At 66.1% G+C, this 19,855-nt stretch carries 14 protein-coding genes; 8 read left to right on the top strand and 6 right to left on the bottom strand.

The window, feature by feature from the left end; genetic code table 11:
• Positions 1 to 31: 31 nt before the first annotated feature.
• Positions 32 to 2,287 (bottom strand): TonB-dependent receptor, encoded by a 2,256-nt coding sequence (locus GGR73_RS09860; protein WP_456362946.1) that lies wholly within the window; start codon positions 2,285 to 2,287, stop codon positions 32 to 34.
• Positions 2,288 to 2,560: 273 nt separating this feature from the next.
• Between GGR73_RS09860 and GGR73_RS09855 the strand changes: the two genes are divergently transcribed.
• Positions 2,561 to 2,869, top strand: coding sequence for a GIY-YIG nuclease family protein (locus GGR73_RS09855; RefSeq protein ID WP_047129181.1), 309 nt, complete (start codon positions 2,561 to 2,563; stop codon positions 2,867 to 2,869).
• Positions 2,870 to 2,914: 45 nt separating this feature from the next.
• Positions 2,915 to 3,622, top strand: coding sequence for a glutathione S-transferase (locus GGR73_RS09850; RefSeq protein WP_184456727.1), 708 nt, complete (start codon positions 2,915 to 2,917; stop codon positions 3,620 to 3,622).
• Positions 3,623 to 3,755: 133 nt separating this feature from the next.
• Here the strand turns inward: GGR73_RS09850 and GGR73_RS09845 are convergent, their stop codons facing one another.
• The 5 genes from GGR73_RS09845 to GGR73_RS09825 all read right to left on the bottom strand — a co-directional run bounded on the left by GGR73_RS09845 (position 3,756) and on the right by GGR73_RS09825 (position 9,667).
• A complete protein-coding gene (locus tag GGR73_RS09845; protein ID WP_065032709.1) occupies positions 3,756 to 4,571 on the bottom strand; it encodes a DUF3014 domain-containing protein in 816 nt (271 codons plus the stop codon).
• A gap of 834 nt (positions 4,572 to 5,405) precedes the next feature.
• Positions 5,406 to 6,575 (bottom strand): lysozyme inhibitor LprI family protein, encoded by a 1,170-nt coding sequence (locus GGR73_RS09840; protein ID WP_184456724.1) that lies wholly within the window; start codon positions 6,573 to 6,575, stop codon positions 5,406 to 5,408.
• Positions 6,572 to 8,173, bottom strand: a complete 1,602-nt coding sequence (locus GGR73_RS09835) for a SulP family inorganic anion transporter (protein WP_102580633.1) — start codon at positions 8,171 to 8,173, stop codon at positions 6,572 to 6,574. The genes GGR73_RS09840 and GGR73_RS09835 overlap by 4 nt, the downstream gene beginning before the upstream one ends.
• A 136-nt stretch (positions 8,174 to 8,309) precedes the next feature.
• Complete coding sequence (locus tag GGR73_RS09830) at positions 8,310 to 9,182, bottom strand: XAC2610-related protein (RefSeq protein ID WP_184456722.1); 873 nt, start codon at positions 9,180 to 9,182, stop codon at positions 8,310 to 8,312.
• An 11-nt stretch (positions 9,183 to 9,193) separates the two neighbouring features.
• The gene (locus tag GGR73_RS09825) at positions 9,194 to 9,667 is read right to left on the bottom strand and encodes a DUF3574 domain-containing protein (protein WP_166770468.1); all 474 of its coding nucleotides are present in this window, start codon (positions 9,665 to 9,667) and stop codon (positions 9,194 to 9,196) included.
• Between the two features lie 228 nt (positions 9,668 to 9,895).
• On the opposite strand from GGR73_RS09825, the gene GGR73_RS09820 reads away from it, so the two are divergent.
• From GGR73_RS09820 to GGR73_RS09795, 6 genes are all read left to right on the top strand, one after another.
• The gene (locus tag GGR73_RS09820; protein WP_024939415.1) at positions 9,896 to 12,331 is read left to right on the top strand and encodes a TonB-dependent receptor plug domain-containing protein; all 2,436 of its coding nucleotides are present in this window, start codon (positions 9,896 to 9,898) and stop codon (positions 12,329 to 12,331) included.
• Between the two features lie 127 nt (positions 12,332 to 12,458).
• Positions 12,459 to 13,217, top strand: a complete 759-nt coding sequence (otsB, locus tag GGR73_RS09815; protein WP_024939414.1) for a trehalose-phosphatase — start codon at positions 12,459 to 12,461, stop codon at positions 13,215 to 13,217.
• Positions 13,218 to 13,265: 48 nt separating this feature from the next.
• Positions 13,266 to 15,044: a glycoside hydrolase family 15 protein gene (locus GGR73_RS09810; RefSeq protein ID WP_039525842.1), complete on the top strand. Its 1,779-nt coding sequence runs from the start codon at positions 13,266 to 13,268 to the stop codon at positions 15,042 to 15,044.
• Positions 15,041 to 16,408 carry an alpha,alpha-trehalose-phosphate synthase (UDP-forming) gene (gene otsA, locus GGR73_RS09805; protein ID WP_024939412.1) on the top strand — a complete coding sequence of 456 codons (1,368 nt, stop codon included), beginning with the start codon at positions 15,041 to 15,043 and terminating at the stop codon, positions 16,406 to 16,408. Before GGR73_RS09810 ends, otsA begins: the two co-directional genes overlap by 4 nt.
• A 610-nt stretch (positions 16,409 to 17,018) precedes the next feature.
• On the top strand, positions 17,019 to 19,457 hold the full coding sequence (locus GGR73_RS09800; RefSeq protein WP_172641715.1) for a glucose/quinate/shikimate family membrane-bound PQQ-dependent dehydrogenase: 2,439 nt from the start codon (positions 17,019 to 17,021) through the stop codon (positions 19,455 to 19,457).
• A gap of 186 nt (positions 19,458 to 19,643) precedes the next feature.
• Positions 19,644 to 19,832 (top strand): hypothetical protein, encoded by a 189-nt coding sequence (locus GGR73_RS09795; RefSeq protein ID WP_184456720.1) that lies wholly within the window; start codon positions 19,644 to 19,646, stop codon positions 19,830 to 19,832.
• Positions 19,833 to 19,855 lie beyond the last annotated feature (23 nt).

The raw sequence follows: 19,855 nt of genomic DNA, 5'->3' as shown, positions 1-19,855 counted from the left end.
GAATCAGCATCGAAGAACATCACGGACATCGTCAAAAATCCTTGTGCAGTTGCAGCCCGACATAGCGCTGGTCGTCGCGCGGCACCAGCCGGAACACGTTGCCGGTGGCATTGGCCAGCAGCGGGGCGTATGAGCGGTCGCCGAGATTGCGGCCGAGCACCGCCACCCGCCAGCCATGCACATCGTCGGCCAGTGCGATGCTGGCATTCCAGATCGCGTACGGGCCCTGGATGGTCTGCGGGGTCTGGCTGAGGTCGTACTGCACGCTGTCCTGCCAGCTCACGTCGCCATTGAATTCCAGCGCCAGGCTGCCGCGCAACGGCACCCGGTAACCGGCGCGCAGATTGCCCTTCCAGTCCGGCGAAAACGGCAACGGCCGGCCGTCGACATTGCAGTTGGCCGCCGCTGCGGTGGGGCAGGCAAACCGTTGGATGCGCGCCTGCGTGTAGGCCAGCGAGGCGGCCAGGCTGAGCCGCTCGGTGGGCCGGTAGTCCAGATCCAGTTCCAGGCCCTGCGTGCGCACCTGCCCGGCGTTGATCAGGCGCGTCACCACCTGCCCGGCCACGGTGTCGAAGAAGTTAGCCTGATAGTTGGCGTAGTCGGTATGGAACAGCGCCACGTTCGCACTGAGGCGATCGTCCAGGGCGCGCGCCTTCAGGCCCAGCTCCCAGGCATTGGAGGTCTCCGGTTTCAGCGCCGGCGTATCGCGCGGCTGCATGTTGAAGAACACGTTGTAGGCGGGGCCCTTGTAGCCGCGCGAATAGGTCAGGTAACCGGTGGTCCGCGCGTCGAAATCGTATTGCAGGCCGGTGCGGCCGGACACGCCGTTTTCTGCGGTGCTGCCGCTGCTTGCGGTGGACGGCTGGATGCCGGTGACTGCGGTTGCCGAGCTGGACAGGCGCTGATGCTGGTAGTCGAGCGTGTCGCGGGTGAAGCGCGCGCCCAGCAGCGCACGCAGATCCGGGCGCCAATGCCAGGTGGCCTCGCCGAAGGCGGCATAGGTTTTCGCGCGGGTGGCGTAATCGGCCACGCCCACGTTGCTGGCGGTGGGCGTCGTCACCGTGCGGCGGTAGGTTTCGTCATTGCGCGCATGCAGGTAATACAGCCCGGCGACCGCCTCCACCGCACGATCGCGCGGGGTCTGGATGCGCAACTCCTGCGAATACTGCGTGTAGCCCAGGTCGCCACGGTCGTGCGAGGACGGAAACGCCGCGCTGCGTTGCGCGGTGCGATCGCCATCCTGAAACTGGGTGTTGTCCCATTGCCGCCACGCGCTGATCGAGGTCAGCAGCGCATCGCCGAGCTGCTGGTCCAGCTGCAGCGAGGCGCCCTTGTTGATGTCGTCCAGATACGTGCGGTAATCGCTGTTGATCTGGCGGTTGTCGTCCCTGGCGACGACCGGTGCCAGCGCCGCGGCGAAGTCGGCGCGCGTGCTGTCCACCACCACACCGCTGGGCGCGTCGCTGTGCGATTGCAGGTAGTCGGCCAGCAGCGTCGCGTTCAAGCCAGGGTTCGGGCTCAGGTCCAGCCGCAAGCGCGCGCCGGCGCGCCGGTAGCCGTTGACGGTCTGGCCGTCGGCCACGTTGCGCACGTTGCCGCCGTACTCGGCCCACACTGCCGACACGCTGGCCTTGAGCAGCTCCGGCACCAGCGTGCCGCCGACACTGGCACGCACGCGGTCTTCGTCGCCGCCACCGAAGTGCGAGTAATCCACATAGCCGCCGAACAGCTCCGGCGCCGGCCTGCTGACGATATTGAGCACGCCGGCGGAGGCGTTCTTGCCGAACAAGGTGCCCTGCGGCCCGCGCAGGACTTCGATGCGTTCGACATCGAGCAGGTCCAGCGTGGCCTGGCCCGGACGCCCCAGCACCACGCCGTCGATCACCGTCGCCACGCTGGGCTCGACGCCTGGCGAGGTGGAGATGGTGCCCACGCCACGCAGGAACAACGAGGTGTCCTTGTTGGAGGCACCGTTGCGAAAGCTCAGGCTGGGCACCAGCGCCGGCAGGTCGGCCACGCTGTTGCGGTTTTCGCGCTCCAGCGTCTCGCCCTGCACCACCGACACCGCCACCGGCACCTGCTGCAAGGTGGTTTCGCGACGCGTGGCGGTCACGGTGACCGCGCCCAGGGTCTGCGCGGCGTGCTCCGGCGTCGCAGCAGCCTCGCTCACTTCATCGGCCAGCACCGGCGCACATGCCCACACCAGACTCCACGCCAGCACCTGCGGCCTGGCCAACCATCTCGAAGCAGCGAGGATCCTTGCAGGGGTCCGGTGTCGCGCAGGCATGTACGTCCTTTCGTGGCGTCGGCTGTCGTGCAGCAGCGTGGGGAGATTTCTTGCGAATTGGCCAGCGCCATGCATGCACGGCGACCCGGCCGCAGTGCAGACCGACACGGCGCTGCAACGCAGTAGCGCATGCTGTTTGCAGCGGCCGCGAGCGTCAAATAACCAATGTTTAGGTGGTTATTCACTCACGCGCCGCCGCGTGTCGACCGTCCGTGCCCAGCGCTCGCCAAGACCATCGCTGCACGACACCAGGCCAATGGCGATAATGGGCCCATGGATGCACCCAAGCCCTGGCACCTCTATCTGCTGCTGTGTCGCAACGGCAGCTATTACGCCGGCATCACCAACGATCTGGAGCGGCGCTTCCAGGCGCATCAGCGCGGCACCGGCGCGCGCTATACCCGTGCAAACCCGCCGCTGGAGCTGCTTGCCAGCCATCCGTATGCGGACCGCGCCGCCGCCTCGCGCGCAGAGTGGCAGCTCAAGCAGCAACCGCGGGCGCGCAAGCTGGCCTGGTTGCTGGCGCAACCGCACGACGATATCGGGTCACAGCCCGCTGACGCTTCGCTCACGCCCGCCTAGCCGCGCGGTTTCTACGCTGTAGCGCCATCGATCGCGGAGCAGCGCATGCACTATCAGCTCTATTACTGGACCGGCCTGCAAGGCCGCGGCGAATTCGTCCGGCTCGCACTGGAAGACGCCGGCGCCGACTACACCGACGTGGCGCGCGTCGAAGGCGATGAGGTGATGAATGCCTTTCTGGAAGGCCACCAGGCCGGCGCGCAGCCGTTCGCACCACCCTTCCTCAGGGCCGGCGACACGGTGGTTGCGCAGGTGGCGGCGATCCTGCATGTCATCGGACCGCAACTGCAGCTGGTGCCGGATTCGGACGCACAGCGCATCCAGGCATTGCAGTTGCAGCTGACCATCGCCGATCTGGTGGCCGAGGTGCACGACAGCCATCATCCTATTGCCACTGGGCTGTATTACGAAGACCAGAAAGCCGAGGCAGCAAAGCGCGCCAAGGATCTACGCGACAACCGCCTGCCCAAGTTCCTGGGCCACTTCGAGCAGGTGCTGCAACAGGCCGGCGGCACGCATGTGCTTGGCACGCATTCCTATGTGGATCTGTCGTTGTTCCAGCTGATCAGCGGGCTGGAATACATGTTCCCCAAGCGCATGAAGACACTGTCAGCCGATCTTCCCGGCCTGAAGGCCTTGCAGGAGCGCGTGGCCGCCCGCCCACGCATCGCGGCCTATCTCGCCTCCGAACGACGCGTGGCGTTCAATACCAACGGCATCTTCCGCCACTATCCGGAGCTGGATGCGGCGTAAGCGATGGCGGCGTGTGATGCACCGCGTGCCGCCGAAGTTGCGTTGTTTCCCTGCTGGGCTGGCGCACGACGCTGCATCCATGCATGCAAGGCCGCATTCGGGCGGCCTTCTCCTCACGTCATCACACGCTGCGTCAGCGTCCCTGCAGCAACGCCGTCCGGATCCGCTGCAACTGCGCCTTCACTGCAGCCGCTTGCGCTGGCCCCAACCGCAGCAGCGCTTTTTGACCGACCGACAGCGACTCCAACGCGGGATCGACAAAACGATAACGGCCACGCTCGTCGCGCTGCACCTTGATCGGCTGTACCGGGTCGGGCGTGCGCAGCAGATGATCGATCACGTCGATCACGCGGTCGTTGAAGTAGCGGTCCGGCGCGCCCAGGTCGGCATAGGCCTGCTGGAACAGCGGATAGAAACGCGCATAACTGCGCACCAGCGCCTGCGCATCCACCTGGGTGAACGCCGCCACATAAGGCGCATACCGCGCCGCATTGGCCTGATCGATCACCACACTGCCGCTGGCATCGGACACTGCCAACTCGCCCGCCACCGGCTGCAGCACCGAGGCGCGACGGCTGATGCTGGGCTGGGTGAGATTGTCGATCATCACCACCACGCGTTCGATCAGGTGCTTGCGCAGCACGATCGACAAGGCGCCATCGTCCTGCACCAACTCCACCAAGGCCTGCCACGCAGCGGCATCGCTCTGTGCCAGCGCAGGAATCGCGGCGTCGGCGGCATCGGCCGAGGGCTGCTGCACCGGATGGCGCGGCCCGGCCGGTGCCGGCGGCGCGGGGGTCACCGCCGCTGCCACGGCGCTGGCGGTCTGGCTGATCGGCGCAGGCAATGCGCCCGGTGCAGTGGGTGACCCGCTGAATAGCCACCAGGCGGCGCCAGCCACCACCGGCACCGCCAGCAGCCACGGCCAACGCGAAGACTTGGATTGCATCGTGGAACTCCTTACATCGACGACATCCATGGTGTGACAACGAGATATCGCGGTGGTTCCATCGATGTGCGGCGATGACGCCATCAAGCAGACCATGTGCATCGCACAAGAGCGATTGGCCGCGAGGATGCCTGCCTCTGGCAGGAAACGCTGGCTGCAGCGCTAGAACTGGCAACGACATACCTGTGACCACCCTTCTCATTGCGAACCGATCACGCGCGCAGCGAAGTCCGATGCAGTCACAACTCAGTGATCGAGGGGCGCGATGCCCTCACCGCTTGCGGGACACGCCGTGAATCCGTCCGTGGAGGCTCCTTGGCTGCATCCATGCCGCCAAGGGTCCCGCAACCGGCAAGGACACCGCGCCAGGAGGTTGGTTGGTGGTCGAATGAAAAGCTGCCTGTTGCGATTGCAAGTCTTGCGTCGGGACGCTGAAAAGTTTGCAGGTTGCTTTGTTGAGCCGCTGCCGTTACTCGGTTTGCGCTGGAAAGCTGATCGAACACACGGTGATCCGAACAACGCACACCATGCTTTGCTTGCAACCAAACCACCGACCATCTCGACAGGTCCTTGCCGGCCCACCGTCGCGGGACCTTACGCGGCATGGATGCCGCGTAAGAGCCTACATGGACGTACTTGCGGCGTGTCCTGCGAGGGTGGGCGGGCAAGGGCCCCGCAGCCATCCGCAGATCACATGCTCTGGCTCTGGCTCTAGCTCTGGCTTTGACTCTCGCTCACCTACATCGCCAACGCTCGAACCAGAACGACCAGCGTTGCCGCATCAAGCAACAACGCCGCCCGCCCGATGGCCGCGAGTGGCAATGTCCGCCGCTCTCAGCTTGCGAAATCCAGCCGCGCGTTCACCCAGGCCGCCACGATGGCGGCGGCCGCCTGCTCGGCCTGCTTCGCAGGCAGGCGCTTCTCGCGCACCAGCCATGCGGCCGTGTCGGCGCGCACCTTCGGCAGTAACGCGCGCACGGCCTTGCGCTGTGCCGCCGGCCAGTCGCTGTCTTCCCCGGTCCAGGCGGCAATCGCCTTGTCCGGATCGTCGCCGTAGCGCTTGCGCAATGCCGGGGTCAGGTACAGCAATGGCGATACCGACGCGCGTAACGCGATGATTTTCCACTCGGCGTAACTGGCGTAGCGAATGGTGCCGGCGTCCTTGCTCAGGGCCTCGATCAACCCGTCGAAGCCGGCATCCAGCTGCTTCCAGCTGGCCAATGCAAACAGACCGCCCGGCGGCTCGCAGATCGGCGCGAACCCGTCGCGTGTCGAGCCATACAGCGACCCGAACGCCTCATACGCCGGCTCGCCCACTGCAGCAAAGATGAAGCAATGCACGTAAGGACGATGATCGCTGTTGTCGCGTTCGATCCACATCCGCAGCAATGTCAGCACGCGTTCCTGCGCCTGCATGGCGGGCATGCCATCCACATCGTCGAGCAAGGATGCGGCGAAGTCGTCGACCTTGCGCAGCGCCTTGCGCGCACTTTCAAACCGCGCACTCGCCAGCTTCGCATCCACGCCCGCGGCGGGGACAAACTGATGCAGATACGCCAGCCACGCCGAAGCCAGCGGCGTGTCGTAGCCCTGCAACTGGCGCGCGGCGTCGGCAGGCGCAGTGGGAATCAAGGCGATGATGCGATCCAGCGCCTGTTGCTGCACAGTCAGCGCCTTGGCCAGCACATCGGCCCTGGCCTTCAATGTGCGTTGCAGGCAGTCGTCCAGTTTGGCGTCCTGCGCGCAGGCATTGCGCTGCCGCAGCCAGGCGCGTTGCTGATCACGCACGCCTGCGACCGCGCCACGCGGCGTGGTGTCCAGCAGCGCCCGATAGGACTCGTCCAGCTGATCGTCCAGATGGCCCAGCGCCGGCACCGCGCACAGCCGTTTTTCGACCGCCGTGCCGGCCTGCTTGCAATCGAACGAGGCCGCCCAGGCACCGCCGGCGCCAAGCAACAGTGCGCCACCGATGATCACCCGCAACACGCTGGAGCAGGATGTCATTGCACTGCCTCCTTGCGTGCGGGCAGCAGCGAGAGCAGCAGCAGGGTCACCGCCAGCGCGACATAGGCACCCACGAACTGCCAGCTGATCACGCGCGCCAGGCCGTGCAGCGACCATGGCAGATAGATGCCGCCGCGCGGGTCCACCGAATGGATCAGGCCGAACAGCGTCAGCCCCGCGGCCACCAGCAGGAAGACCGCACCACGGCGCAGGCGGCCATCGATCATCGCCGCCACGGCGGCGATCCACAGCATCGCGGTGATGATGAAGCCATTGCCCAACGCGAAGATCACCGCCAGCTCCGGCAGGCCATGCCCATCGAGTTTGGTGGTGAGTGCGACCAGTTGATCCGGCGCAATCCAGCCTGGTGCCTTGATGGTCAGCAGGTACGCCACCGATGGCAGAAAGCCCAGCACCATCGCACCGGCGTGCTGCCTGGGCGTGGCCTGGAACGCCTGCGTGGTGATGTCGATCGACACGTACACGATGATCGGCGCCAGCACCGCCAGCGGCAGCCATTGCACCAAGCCGGAGATCACGCCGAGCATGCCACCGATGCCGACGAACAGGCCGGTCAGCAGCGTGTAACCGGAGCGCGCGCCCATGTGCTTGTAGGCCGGCTGGCCGATGTAGGGCGTGGTCTGCGCCACCCCGCCGCAGACGCCTGCGACCAGCGTCGCCAGGGCTTCCACCAGCAGGATGTCGCGGGTGCGGTAGTCATCGCCCGCGGCACGTGCGCTCTCGCTGACATTGATGCCGCCCACCACCATCAACAGGCCGAACGGCAGCAGCAGCGGCAGGTACGCCAGCGTGGCGGGCAGACCGTCGATGAAGCCCAGATTCGGCAACGGCAACACGATCTGCGGCGGCGTCCATTCCGGCACCGCGAAGCCCGGTGCGCCCAATCCGGCCAGTCCCAGCCCGTAGTACAACGCCGTGCCAATCACGAACGCCACCAGCACGCCGGGCAACTTGGTCGGCAGCCGGCCCTTGGCCAGCAGCACGTACAGCAGCAGGCCCAGGGTGACGAAGCCGGCCACCGGCGAACGCAGGGTTTCCAGCAGTGGCAGCAAGCCCATCAACACCAGCGCGATGCCGGCGATGGAACCCAGCAAGGCCGCGCGCGGCAGCGCGCGCGTGACCGCCTCGCCGACGAACGACAGCACCAGCTTGAGCAGGCCCATCACCACCAGCGCGGCCATGCCGAGTTTCCAGGTGGCGATGGCAGCCGCCTGCGGGTCCAGCCCCTGTGCCTTGAAGCCGACGAATGCCGGGCCCAGCACCAACAGCGCCATGCCGATGCTGGTCGGCGCATCCAGGCCCAGCGGCATCGCGGTGACGTCGTCGCGCCCGGTGCGTGCAGCCAGCCGCCGCGCCATCAAGGTGTAGAGCAGGTTGCCCACCAGCACGCCGAACGCGGTGCCGGGAAACATGCGCCCGAACACCACCTCGGCCGGGAACTGGAACATCCCGACCAACGCCATCGCGATGAAACCAAGGATGGAGAGATTGTCGACGACCAGGCCGAAGAAGCCATTGAGGTCGCCGGCGACGAACCAGCGCGGCGATGCCGCAGTACGCGAGGAAGGGGCCGACATGGGAGCCAGGAAGCGTGGGGATCGACCGATGGTAGCCGCTGCTCCGCACGCGCGACAGCGGCGCGGTGGATCAGAGCGTGTCGCCGCGATTGCGCCGGTCTGTTCCATGCCAGGCGGCTGCGTGGCAGCAACGGCCCTACTTCATTGCCGCAGCGACCTCGATCCAGCCGACGATGTCGCCACGGCCGGCACTGCGATAGCGCACCTGCACGCGCGTGGCATCGGCGCTGACATCCAGCGCGTCGGCCCGATCGCCTTGCACCAGATAGCGCTTGGTGCCGGTCGCCGTAGGGGTGGCGTAGAGCGGCAGACGCGCCACCTGCACGCGCAGCTGGACCGGCATCGGCGCGTCCAGGGTGGTGCCGATCTCGCTTGAAAGCTTCGCCCCGCGCGCGTCGTAACTGGGCCACACCGAGAGCGGCATGCCATCGCCGGTGCCTGGATCCAGCAAGGTCTGGATGTCGGGCGAGGCGATCGGCTGCTGCGTCCTGGCCACATACAACCGCCCATCGGCCGCGTAGCGATACACATCGGCGTACCACATCGGCCCGCTGCGGCAGGAGCTGGTCAGGCTGCGCTGCTGCTTGTCGGGCGTCAGATTGAAGAAGCCCTCGCACTGCACTGCCGGGCGCGTGGGCGCGGTCAGCGCACGAAAGCGCCGTTGCGCCGGATCGAACACAAAGACCAGCACCGCTTCGTTGACCTGGCCAAGCATCGCCGACACCGCAAGATCCGCATGTCCGTCGAAGTTGTAGTCGTCGCTGTCCACACCGGCGCCGCCTTCGCCCTCGTCCAGGTTCGCGTCGAACCATTGCTCCTTGCCGCCCGGGCCCAACACCACATGCAGGCGTGCGCCGACCAGTGTGGCGGTCGCCTGCGTGTTTGCGTCCAGCGTCACCTGCACGCTGGTGTCGCGCGCAAAGCACGCAAACGACAGCCCGCCCAGTGCGGCGAACAACAGCTTGCGTGCAGCGCTCACGCGCAGTCGCTGCAGATGTTCAAGCCGCATGGTCGCCAGACTCAGAACGACACCTCCACCGCCTGCCGCGACCACAGCACCGACTGGTGGCCGGTGGCCTGCTTCCAGGCCAGGCGAATCGCCTCGATGTCGTTGCGCCGCTGCGGGGTGTCCTCGTGCAGGATCACCAGCACCTTGGTGCCCAGCCGGTTCGGCTCCTTGGCACCGCGGAACAGCCACTGGCCATAGGCGTCGAACACGGTTAGGCCATCGGGAAAGCGCGGGGTCACTTCCTTGTCCAGAAACGCCCGCCATTGGGTTTCGTCGATGGTACGGGTTTGCGGGCGATCGGCCGGGCCGGTTTCCTCGCCCACGCCGAAGTACAGCTCGCTGCGTACCCAGCCGCGCGCCGCCGCCGGCCGCGCCGCATCGCCTTGGAGGCTGGCAGTGGTCGGGCCCGGCGCGCCGCCGGGGATGGTGGCGCAGGCGGACAGCGCCAGCATGGCGGCAAGCAGGCAGGACGGCAGCAACTTCATCGACTTCTCCACAACGGGTACGTTTACGACGGATCGGGGGCGGGCTCATGCAGGGCCGGCATCAGCTGATGCCGGCGTGCGCGCACTGTGCCATCTCGCACGCGCCTGAACAACGCGATAATATCTCTCCATCCGGATGAATGTGGACGATCCGAACCCCTTTGCGCCCCTGCCCGGCCGGATGCCGTCCGCGCGGCGCGTTCGCAGTTGCTGTCGCAGGAGAGAGAGATGACCCGCCCCACCCTTTCGGCTATCGGCCTGGCCGTGGCCGCCGTGTTGAGCGCCAACGCCCAGGCCCAGCAGGCCGCCCCCGGCGCCACCACGCTGGACACCGTGATCGTCACCGGCACCCGCGCCAGCGACCGCACCGTGCTGGAATCGACCGTGCCGGTGGACGTGCTCACCGCCGAGGACATCCGCAAGGCCGGCGTGGTCAACGGCGAGCTGGGCAGCGCGCTGCAGGCGCTGCTGCCCTCGTTCAACTTCCCGCGCCAGTCCAACTCCGGTGGTGCCGACCATATTCGCGCCGCGCAGCTGCGTGGGCTCTCGCCCGACCAGGTGCTGGTGCTGGTCAACGGCAAGCGCCGCCACACCTCGGCGCTGGTCAATACCGACAGCAAGATCGGCAAGGGCACCACGCCGGTGGATTTCAATTCCATCCCGATCAATGCGATCAAGCGCATCGAAGTGCTGCGCGATGGTGCCGGCGCGCAGTACGGCTCGGACGCGATCGCCGGCGTGATCAACGTGATCCTGGACGACAACCCCGAGCGTGGCGAGCTGGAAGCCAGCTTCGGCGCCTACAACACCGACGTGGAGCCGATCAATCGCCGCGTCACCGACGGCCAGACCAGCTACGCCAGCGCCAAGGTCGGCAGCCTGCTCGGCGATGACGGCGGCTTCTTCAAGGTCGGCCTGGAGCTGAAGAATCGCGAGGCGACCAACCGCGCCGGCTTCGACCAGATTCCGTCGTTCGAGGAGCAGACCCCGGCCAACCTGGCGCTGGCCGGCAAGCGCAATTACGTGCTCGGGGATGGCGCCACCAAGGGCCTGAACGCCTGGCTCAACACCAAGGTGCCCTTCAGTGCCACCGGCGAGTTCTACGCCTTCGGCACCTACAACCAGCGCGACACCGAAGGCGCCAATTACTTCCGTTACCCGGATGGCAGCGCCAACTGGCGTGAGATCTATCCCAACGGCTACCGCCCGATTTCCGAAGGCGAGAACCGCGACCTGCAGGTCGTCGCCGGCGCACGTGGGCAGCTCGGCAGCTGGGACTACGACGCCAGCGTCAACTACGGCCGCAACGACTTCACCTACCGGCTGCGCAACTCGCTCAACGCCTCGCTCGGCCCGGGCAGCACCACCCGCTTCAAGACCGGCGATTTCGCCTTTGCGCAGACCGTGGGCAATCTGGATCTGACCCGCGTGTTCGATGCGGCCGGCGCCACCCACACCTTCGGCACCGGTGCCGAATTCCGCCGCGAGCAATACCGCACCCATGCCGGCGACCCGGCCAGCTATGCGGCCGGCCCGTTCACCGATCGCCCCACCGGCTCGCAGGCTGGCGGCGGCCTGACCCCACAGGACGAGGCCGACCTGTCCCGCAACGTGGCCAGCGCCTATGCCAACGTGTCCAGCCAGTTCGGCGACAAGTTCTCCACCGACCTGGCCGGCCGTTACGAGCATTACCAGGATTTCGGCAGCCAGTGGACCGGCAAGCTGGCCGCGCGCTATGCCTTCGCCCCGGCGTTCGCGCTGCGCGGCGCAGTCTCCAACAACGTGCGTGCGCCCTCGCTCAGCCAGATCGGCTACGAAGCCACGTCCACCGGTTATGACGCCGCCGGCCGCCTCACCCAGGGCCGCCTGCTGTCGGTCAACAACCCGATCGCACGCGCGCTCGGTGCCACCGACCTGAAGCCGGAAAAGTCGCTCAATTACAGCCTGGGCTTCACCAGCCAGCTGGGCGATCACTTCGACCTGTCGCTGGACTTCTTCCAGATCGATATCGACGACCGCATCGCGCTGTCCGAAGACATCACCGGCACCACGCTGACCGACTTCGTACAGCAGAACTTCGCCGTTGCCGGCGTGCAGAGCGCCAGCTATTTCCTCAACGCCGCCGACACCCGCACCCGCGGCGCCGAGCTGGTCGGCAACTGGCGCCAGTACGCCTTCGGCGGCGACCTGCTGCTGACCGGCACCTACAGCTACGCCAAGACCGAGTTGAAGAACGTCATCGGCACCCCGGCGCAGCTGCTCGCGCTGGACCCGGACTACGTGCTGTTCGGTGTCGAGGAGAGCAACACGCTCACCGATGCCGCACCACGCACGCGCGCCGCGCTGGCCGCCAACTGGAACAACGAACACTGGAACCTGCAGACCCGGGTCAATCGCTACGGCAGCGCCACGCGCGTGTTCGACTTCGGCGGCGGTTTCGTGCCACGCCAGACCTATGGCGCGGAATGGCAGCTGGACCTGGAAGCCGAGTACCACCTGGGCACGCAGTGGACGCTGGCGGTCGGCGGCCAGAACATTCTCGACAACTACTCGGACCGCTCCATCGACGACATCGCCTACTTCGGCAACCTGCCGTACGACGTGCTCTCGCCAATCGGCAGCAATGGCGCGTATTGGTATGGGCGGGTGCGCTACTCGTTCTGACGCCGGCATGGGTGGATCGGGGATTCGGGATTGGCAAGTGGGGCGCATCGCGAAACCCCACCCCCGAATCCCCACTCCCCGCTGTTGCATAACCTGAATATCACATCGCCTTGCGCACACTAGCGCGATGGCAGACGTGCACTCCCCCCTTCCGTCGCCGCCATTGCTGGACGATGCCTGCGCATTGTTTCTGGACGTGGACGGTACCCTCATTGACTTTGCCGACAGCCCTGAGGCTGTGCGGCTCCTGCCCGAGGTCCGCGCGGCCATCGGCCAGCTAAGTGACCGCCTGCAGGGCGCCGTGGCACTGGTCAGCGGCCGACCGCTGTCGCAGCTGGACGCCTTGTTCGCGCCATTGCTGCTTCCGGCCGCCGGCCTGCACGGACACGAACTGCGCAGCGACATCGCCGCACGCGCGGCGATGCCGCAGGACACCTCCGAGTGGCTGCATGGCCTGCATCAGCGTGCCGCCGCACTCACGCACCGGCACCCCGGCGTGCTGGTCGAAGACAAGGGCGTCAGCGTCGCGCTGCATTGGCGCGCACAGCCGCTGGCCGGCCCCGACGTGCTCGCCTTTGCGCAGCAGGAAATCGCCCAGCTTTCCGGGTACCGCCTGCAACCGGGCGACCACGTGGTCGAATTCGTCCCCGAAGGCAGCAACAAGGGCCTGGCGGTCGAACAACTGATGCAGCAGGGCGCATTCGCCGGCCGCACGCCGGTGTTCGTCGGCGACGACCTCACCGACGAATTCGGTTTCGAAGCGGCCAACCGCCTCGGCGGCTGGAGCGTACTGGTCGGCGATCGCGCCCAGACCAGCGCGCGCTTCCGCGTCGACGGTACCGCCGACGTGCATGCGTGGCTGCAACGCAATGCGCGCCAGGCCTGAGCGCAGCGCGCCTTCCCCTCTTTTCTTCAAAAGGATCGTTCGCACTCCATGACCGAGCCAAACCTGGATCTGGGCGTCATCGGCAACTGCAGCTTTGGGGCATTGGTCGATCGGCAGGCACGCGTGGTGTGGAGTTGCCTGCCGGCCTTCGACGGCGACCCGGCGTTCTGTTCGCTGCTCTCGCCCAAGCGCGAAGGCGGTGACTTTGCCGTGGAGCTGGAGGACTTCGCCAGCAGCGAGCAACACTATCTGCCCAATACCGCTGTGCTGCGCACCGTGTTGCGCGACCACCACGGCGGCGAAGTGGAAGTCATCGACTTCGCACCGCGCTGGCGCAATAACGGGCGTTTCTACCGGCCCGTCAGCATCATCCGGCAGATCCGCCCGCTGGCCGGCAACCCGCGCATCATCGTGCGCGCCCGCCCGCTGGCCGACTGGGGCGGGCGCAGCCCGGAAACCACCTGGGGCAGCAATCACATCCGCTGGGTGCTGCCCGAATTCACCCTGCGCCTGACCACCGACGTGCCGGTACGCTTCGTGCGCGACGGCCTGCCGTTCGTGCTCAGCCACCCGGTCAACCTGGTGCTGGGCGTGGACGAATCGCTGACCCGCTCGCTCACCGGCTACGTGCAGGAAGCGCAGGAACGCACCGAAGAATACTGGCGCGAATGGGTGCGCTACCTGTCGATTCCGCTCGACTGGCAGGAAGCGGTGATCCGCAGCGCAATCACGCTCAAGCTGTGCCAGTACGAAGACAGCGGCGCCATCATCGCGGCGATGACCACCTCGATCCCGGAAGCACCCAATACCCCGCGCAACTGGGATTACCGCTATTGCTGGCTGCGCGACGCCGCATTCGTGGTGCGTGCGCTGAATCGCCTGGGCGCCACCCGCACGATGGAGCAGTTCATCGGCTACATCTTCAACATCGCCACCGCCGACGGCACCATGCAGCCGCTGTACGGCATCGGTTTCGAATCGCAGCTGGAAGAGCACGAAGTCGAAACGATGGACGGCTACCGCGGCATGGGCCCGGTACGCCGCGGCAACCTGGCCTGGATCCAGCAGCAGCACGATGTCTACGGCAGCGTGGTGCTGGCGTCCACCCAACTGTTCTTCGATCTTCGCCTGAAGGATCAGGGCGATGCGGACACCTTCCGCCGCCTGGAGCCACTGGGCGAGCGCGCGTTCGCGCTGCACAACGTGCCCGATGCCGGCCTGTGGGAATTCCGCGGCCGCGCTGAAGTGCATACCTATACCGCCGCGATGTGCTGGGCCGCCTGCGATCGCCTCTCCAAGATCGCCGACCGGCTGGTGCTGCCCGAGCGCAGCGTGTACTGGCGCGAGCGCGCCGACACCATCCGCGAACGCGTGCTGGGCGAGGCCTGGAGCGAAGAGCGCGGCCATTTCACCGATACGCTGGGCGGTCATCGCCTGGACGCATCGCTGTTGCTGCTGGCCGATATCGGCATCGTCGCCAACGACGACAGCCGCTTCGTGCGCACGGTCGAAGCGGTCGGCCGCGTGCTCAAGCATGGCGATGCGCTGTATCGCTACATCGCACCGGATGACTTCGGTGAGCCGGAAACCAGCTTCACCATCTGTACGTTCTGGTACATCGACGCGCTGGCCGCGATCGGCCGCAAGGAGGAAGCGCGTGAATTGTTCGAGCGCATCCTCTCGCGCCGCAATCACCTCGGCTTGCTGTCGGAGGACCTATCGTTTGAAGACGGCGAAGCCTGGGGGAATTTCCCCCAGACCTATTCGCATGTGGGCTTGATCATCGCAGCGATGCGCTTGTCGCGGAGCTGGCAGGAGGCGTCATGAGTCGTTTGGTGGTGGTATCCAACCGCGTTGCAGTGCCCGGCGAAAACCGCGCCGGCGGGCTGGCGGTTGGTCTGTTGGCTGCGCTCAAGGAGCGCGGCGGTGTGTGGTTCGGCTGGAGCGGCAAGACCGTCCGCGGCGACAGCGGCGGCATGCACGAACAGACCGAGGGCGACATCAAGTTCGTCACCATGGACCTCAACAAGCGCGACATCGATTCGTACTACAACGGGTTCGCCAATCGCACGCTGTGGCCGCTGCTGCACTTCCGCCTGGACCTGGTCGATTACGACCGCGCCACCCGCGAAGGCTATATGCGCGTCAACCGGCTGTTCGCCGAGAAGCTGGCGCCGTTGCTGAAAGACAGCGACACGCTGTGGATCCACGATTACCACATGATTCCGCTGGGCGCGATGCTGCGCGAGCTGGGTGTGGGCTGCAAGATGGGCTTCTTCCTGCACGTGCCGATGCCTTCGGCCGACCTGATGCAGGCGATGCCGGATCACGCGCGCTTGTTCAGCACGTTCTATGCGTACGACCTGGTTGGCTTCCAGACCCAGCGCGATGCCGAGCGCTTCAAGGCCTATGTGCGTCTGTTCGGCGGTGGCCGCATTCTCGACGGCGACATCGTCGAAGGCCCCGGCGGGCGTCGCTTCAGTGCCGCGGCGTTCCCGATCGGGATCGATACCGACCTGATCGCCAACCAGGCCAAGGCCTCGGTCGGCAAGCAGGCGGTGCGCGACCTGCGCGAAAGCCTGCGCGGCCGGCAACTGGCGATCGGCGTGGACCGGCTGGATTATTCCAAGGGCCTGCCGGAACGCTTCCAGGGTTTCGAGCGCTATCTGGAGCGTTATCCGGACCAATCCGGCAGCCTGACCTATCTGCAGATCGCGCCGGTATCGCGCGGCGACGTCAACGAGTATCGCCAGTTGCGCGGGCAGCTGGAGCAGATCGCCGGCCACATCAACGGTGGACATGCCGAGCCGGATTGGACGCCGCTGCGTTACGTCAATCAGAACTTCAGCCATGCGACGTTGACCGGTTTCTATCGCGCAGCCTCGGTCGGCCTGGTCACGCCACTGCGCGATGGCATGAACCTGGTCGCCAAGGAATTCGTCGCGGCGCAGGATCCGCAGAATCCGGGCGTCCTGGTGCTGTCGTTGCTGGCCGGTGCAGCGGACGAAATGAAAGAGGCACTGCTGGTCAATCCGCACGATCTGGACGGCGTAGCCGACGCGATCGCCACTGCGGCAAGCATGCCGCTGGCAACACGCATCGAACGCTGGAGCGCGATGATGGATCATCTGCGCAAGAACAACATCAATCACTGGCGCCAGCGCTACCTGCAGGCACTTGCAGATATCTGACTCCGGTGTCCGCAACGCAGGCTGCCAGCACCACGCTATCAGCACAGACGCGCTGCGCACCGGCAGCGCCCCCCTTCTCCCCTCGGGAGAAGGGGGCCGAAGGGCGGATGAGGGTACGCGTGCACGTACAAGTGGAAATGTCCGAAGCGCAAATTCCCAGCTTCTACAAATCTTCACTCCCGAATGCCACATCCCCGCCTCACCACTTGAGTCAATAACTCTATAGAACTACTGCAGGATCCTGCATTTGTCGCGGCGCACGAATGCACCAAACACCGACTGACGCCTGCAGCAATCTCCAGCCATATCGAATTTGAGCAATTTCAGCGCCTCAACCGCATGGCCTGGAACGTTGGTTCTCATTCCATCACGGACACAAGCGTCATTGCGGTCTAAAATATCCGCATGAGTAGCGCTGAGGACCCTGGGAGGGGCTGCGCGTTCATATCCGGACGTTCTGCTTTAGGACGTTTTTGTTGGATCCAAGGCCGCCCTTTGCCAGCCTGTGATCTTGCTCCCTCCACGACTCGCCACCGCCTGCCGGTGCCTGGGTCCTTCCTGACATCTCAAAATGACTGATCAATCCTCAAAACGTGGACTAGGCACCTGGTTGCTGGTGGTCTATGCCGTGGTGATCGCCGTGCTCGGTGCGGTGCTTGCCTACGAGGGCGGCCGCCTGGTCGCCGTCGGTGGCTCCTGGTATTACCTGCTGGCAGGCATCGGCCTGTTCCTGGCCGGCGTGTTGCTGGCGCTGGGCAAGCGTGCCGGCCTGTGGCTGTTCGGCGCCACGCTGGCGGCCACCATCGCCTGGGCGCTGTGGGAAGTGGGCCTGGATGGCTGGGGCCTGGTCCCGCGTCTGGCCTGGATGTCGGTGCTGGGTCTGGTGCTGCTGCCGTTCTGGGGCGTGGCCCGCCGCCGTATGCAGCCGCTGTCGGGACTGGGCTATGTGCTGGTGACCGGCGTGCTGCCGATTCTGGGCGCGACGCTGATCCTGTGGCCGCTGCTGGTGCCGCGCAATGTCGAACTGGCCGATGCCTCCAAGCTGCCGGCCGAGAACGCGACGCCGTTCAGCCGCGCCAACGTGCCCAGCCCGGACGGCAACGTCGCGGCCAATCACGATGCCAGCAACTGGACCTCGTACGCCGGCTCCAACCTGTCCAACCACTACACCCCCGGTGCGCAGATCACCCCGGAAAACGCCAAGAACCTGAAGGTGGCCTGGGAATTCCATACCGGCGATCTGAAGCCGGCCGGCTCCAAGCTGGGCTACGCCTTCCAGAACACCCCGCTCAAGGTCGGCGAACTGCTCTACATCTGCACCCCGACCCAGAAGGTGATCGCGGTGGAAGCGGCCAACGGCAAGGAGCGCTGGCGCTTCGACCCGCAGACCAATCCGAAGGCGATGGCCGGCGTTGCCGCCACCACCTGCCGCGGCGTGTCGTACTACCAGGCGCCGCAAGGCACCGCCGAGTGCCCGACGCGGATCTTCTGGCCGATGGTCGATGGCCGCCTCGGCGCGCTGGACGCGCAGACCGGCAAGCTGTGCACCAGCTTCGGCAACAACGGCTTTGTCGATCTCAATGCCGGCACCGGCAACACCAAGCCGGGCTTTGTCGGCCCGACCTCGCCACCGGTAGTGATGCGCGGCGTGGTAATCCAGCCCACCGGCCAGGTGCGCGACGGCCAGGAAGGCGATGCGCCGTCGGGCGTGGTGCGCGGCTTCGATGCGCTCACCGGCCAGCTGCGTTGGGCCTGGGACCTGGGCAACCCGGCGATCACCGCCGAGCCGCCGGCCGGGCAGACCTATACCCGTTCCACCCCGAACGTGTGGTCGCTGATGGCCGCCGACGACGAGCTGGGCCTGGTCTATCTGCCGACCGGTAATGCCTCGGGCGATTTCTTCGGCAAGGGCCGTACCCCGCAGGATGAGGAATACACCGCCTCGCTGGTTGCCGTGGATGCGGCCACCGGCAAGGAGCGTTGGCACTTCCGCACCGTCAACCACGACCTGTGGGATTACGACATCGGCCCGCAGCCGAACCTGGTCGACTGGCCGGTCGCCGGCGGCGCTACCCGTCCTGCGGTGATCCAGGCCACCAAGTCCGGCCAGGTGTTCGTGCTGGACCGCGCCACCGGTGCGCCGCTCATGCCGGTCAAGCAGATCGCCGTGCCGCAGGGCACCGATCACGGCGACTGGACCGCGGCCACGCAGCCGATCTCGCCGGGCATGCCCAATACCGTGGGCGCACCGAGCCGCGAGTATGAAACCATCGTCGAATCCGACGCCTGGGGCATGACCCCGTTCGACCAGCTGGCCTGCCGCATCCAGTTCAAGCAGCTGCGCTACGAAGGCATGTTCACCCCGCCGACCCTGCAGGGCTCGCTGGCCTTTACCGGCAATCACGGCGGCATCAACTGGGGCGGCGTCTCGGTCGATCTGCAGCGCGGCATCATGGTGATGAACAGCAATCGCCTGCCCTACACCCTGCAGGTCTACACCCGCGAAAAGATGAATGAGCTGGGCGTGGTGTCGGTGTTCGACGGCAAGAGCAAGACGCCCGGCTACATGGCGCAGAAGGGCCTGGCCTACGGCGCCCGCAAGGAGCCGTGGATGTCGCCGCTCAACACGCCGTGCGTGGCACCGCCGTGGGGCTACATCTCCGGCGTGGACCTGCGCACCCAGCAGGTGATCTGGCGGCGTCCGCTGGGCACCGGTTACGACCAGGGCCCGATGGGTATCCCGTCCAAGACCAAGTTCGAGATCGGCACGCCCAACAACAGCGGCTCGCTGGCCACCGCCGGCGGCGTGACCTTCATCGGCGCGACCCTGGACGACTTCATGCGCGGCTTCGACACCCGCACCGGCAAGCAGGTCTGGGAGACCCGCGTGCCGGCCGGCCCGCAGGCCGCTCCGCTGAGCTACACCATCGACGGCAAGCAGTACATCGTGGCCGCCGTGGGTGGACACGACCGCATGGAAACCAAGTCGGGCGACAGCGTGATCGCCTGGGCGCTGCCCGACGACGCGGGCGCCAAGCCGGCGAAGTAAGCCGGTGTAGCGTCAGCTAGTTAGGTATCGATAGACCGGTCATCGTGAGATGGCCGGTTTTTTTTTGGGGAATCGGGAATCGGGATTCGGGAATGGGAAAAGCGCTTTTCTGTCGTCTTTCAGGGCTGGGCTGGATTGATGGCGCGCCCGATTCCCCAATCCCCACTCCCGATTCCCCGCGCTTCGATGCGTGTTCGTCGCGTTGCACCGATGGCGCCGCTGGCCAGTCTTGGTGGCGTGCATGCGATCGGACTGCGTGGCGTCGAGGTCTACGAAGTGTTTACGAAGCCCGCCAATATTTCACGTGAAATTTACAATTGCAAGACCGGTATCCGGCTGCAAATCACGGTTTCGCAGCACATCGGGACGTACTGAAACCGCTTCCAAATCAACTACAT

It is taken from the genome of Xanthomonas sp. F14, assembly GCF_014199865.1.
The sequence above is the reverse complement of the archived record's forward strand: the minus strand, read 5'-3'. Positions and strand labels throughout refer to the sequence as shown.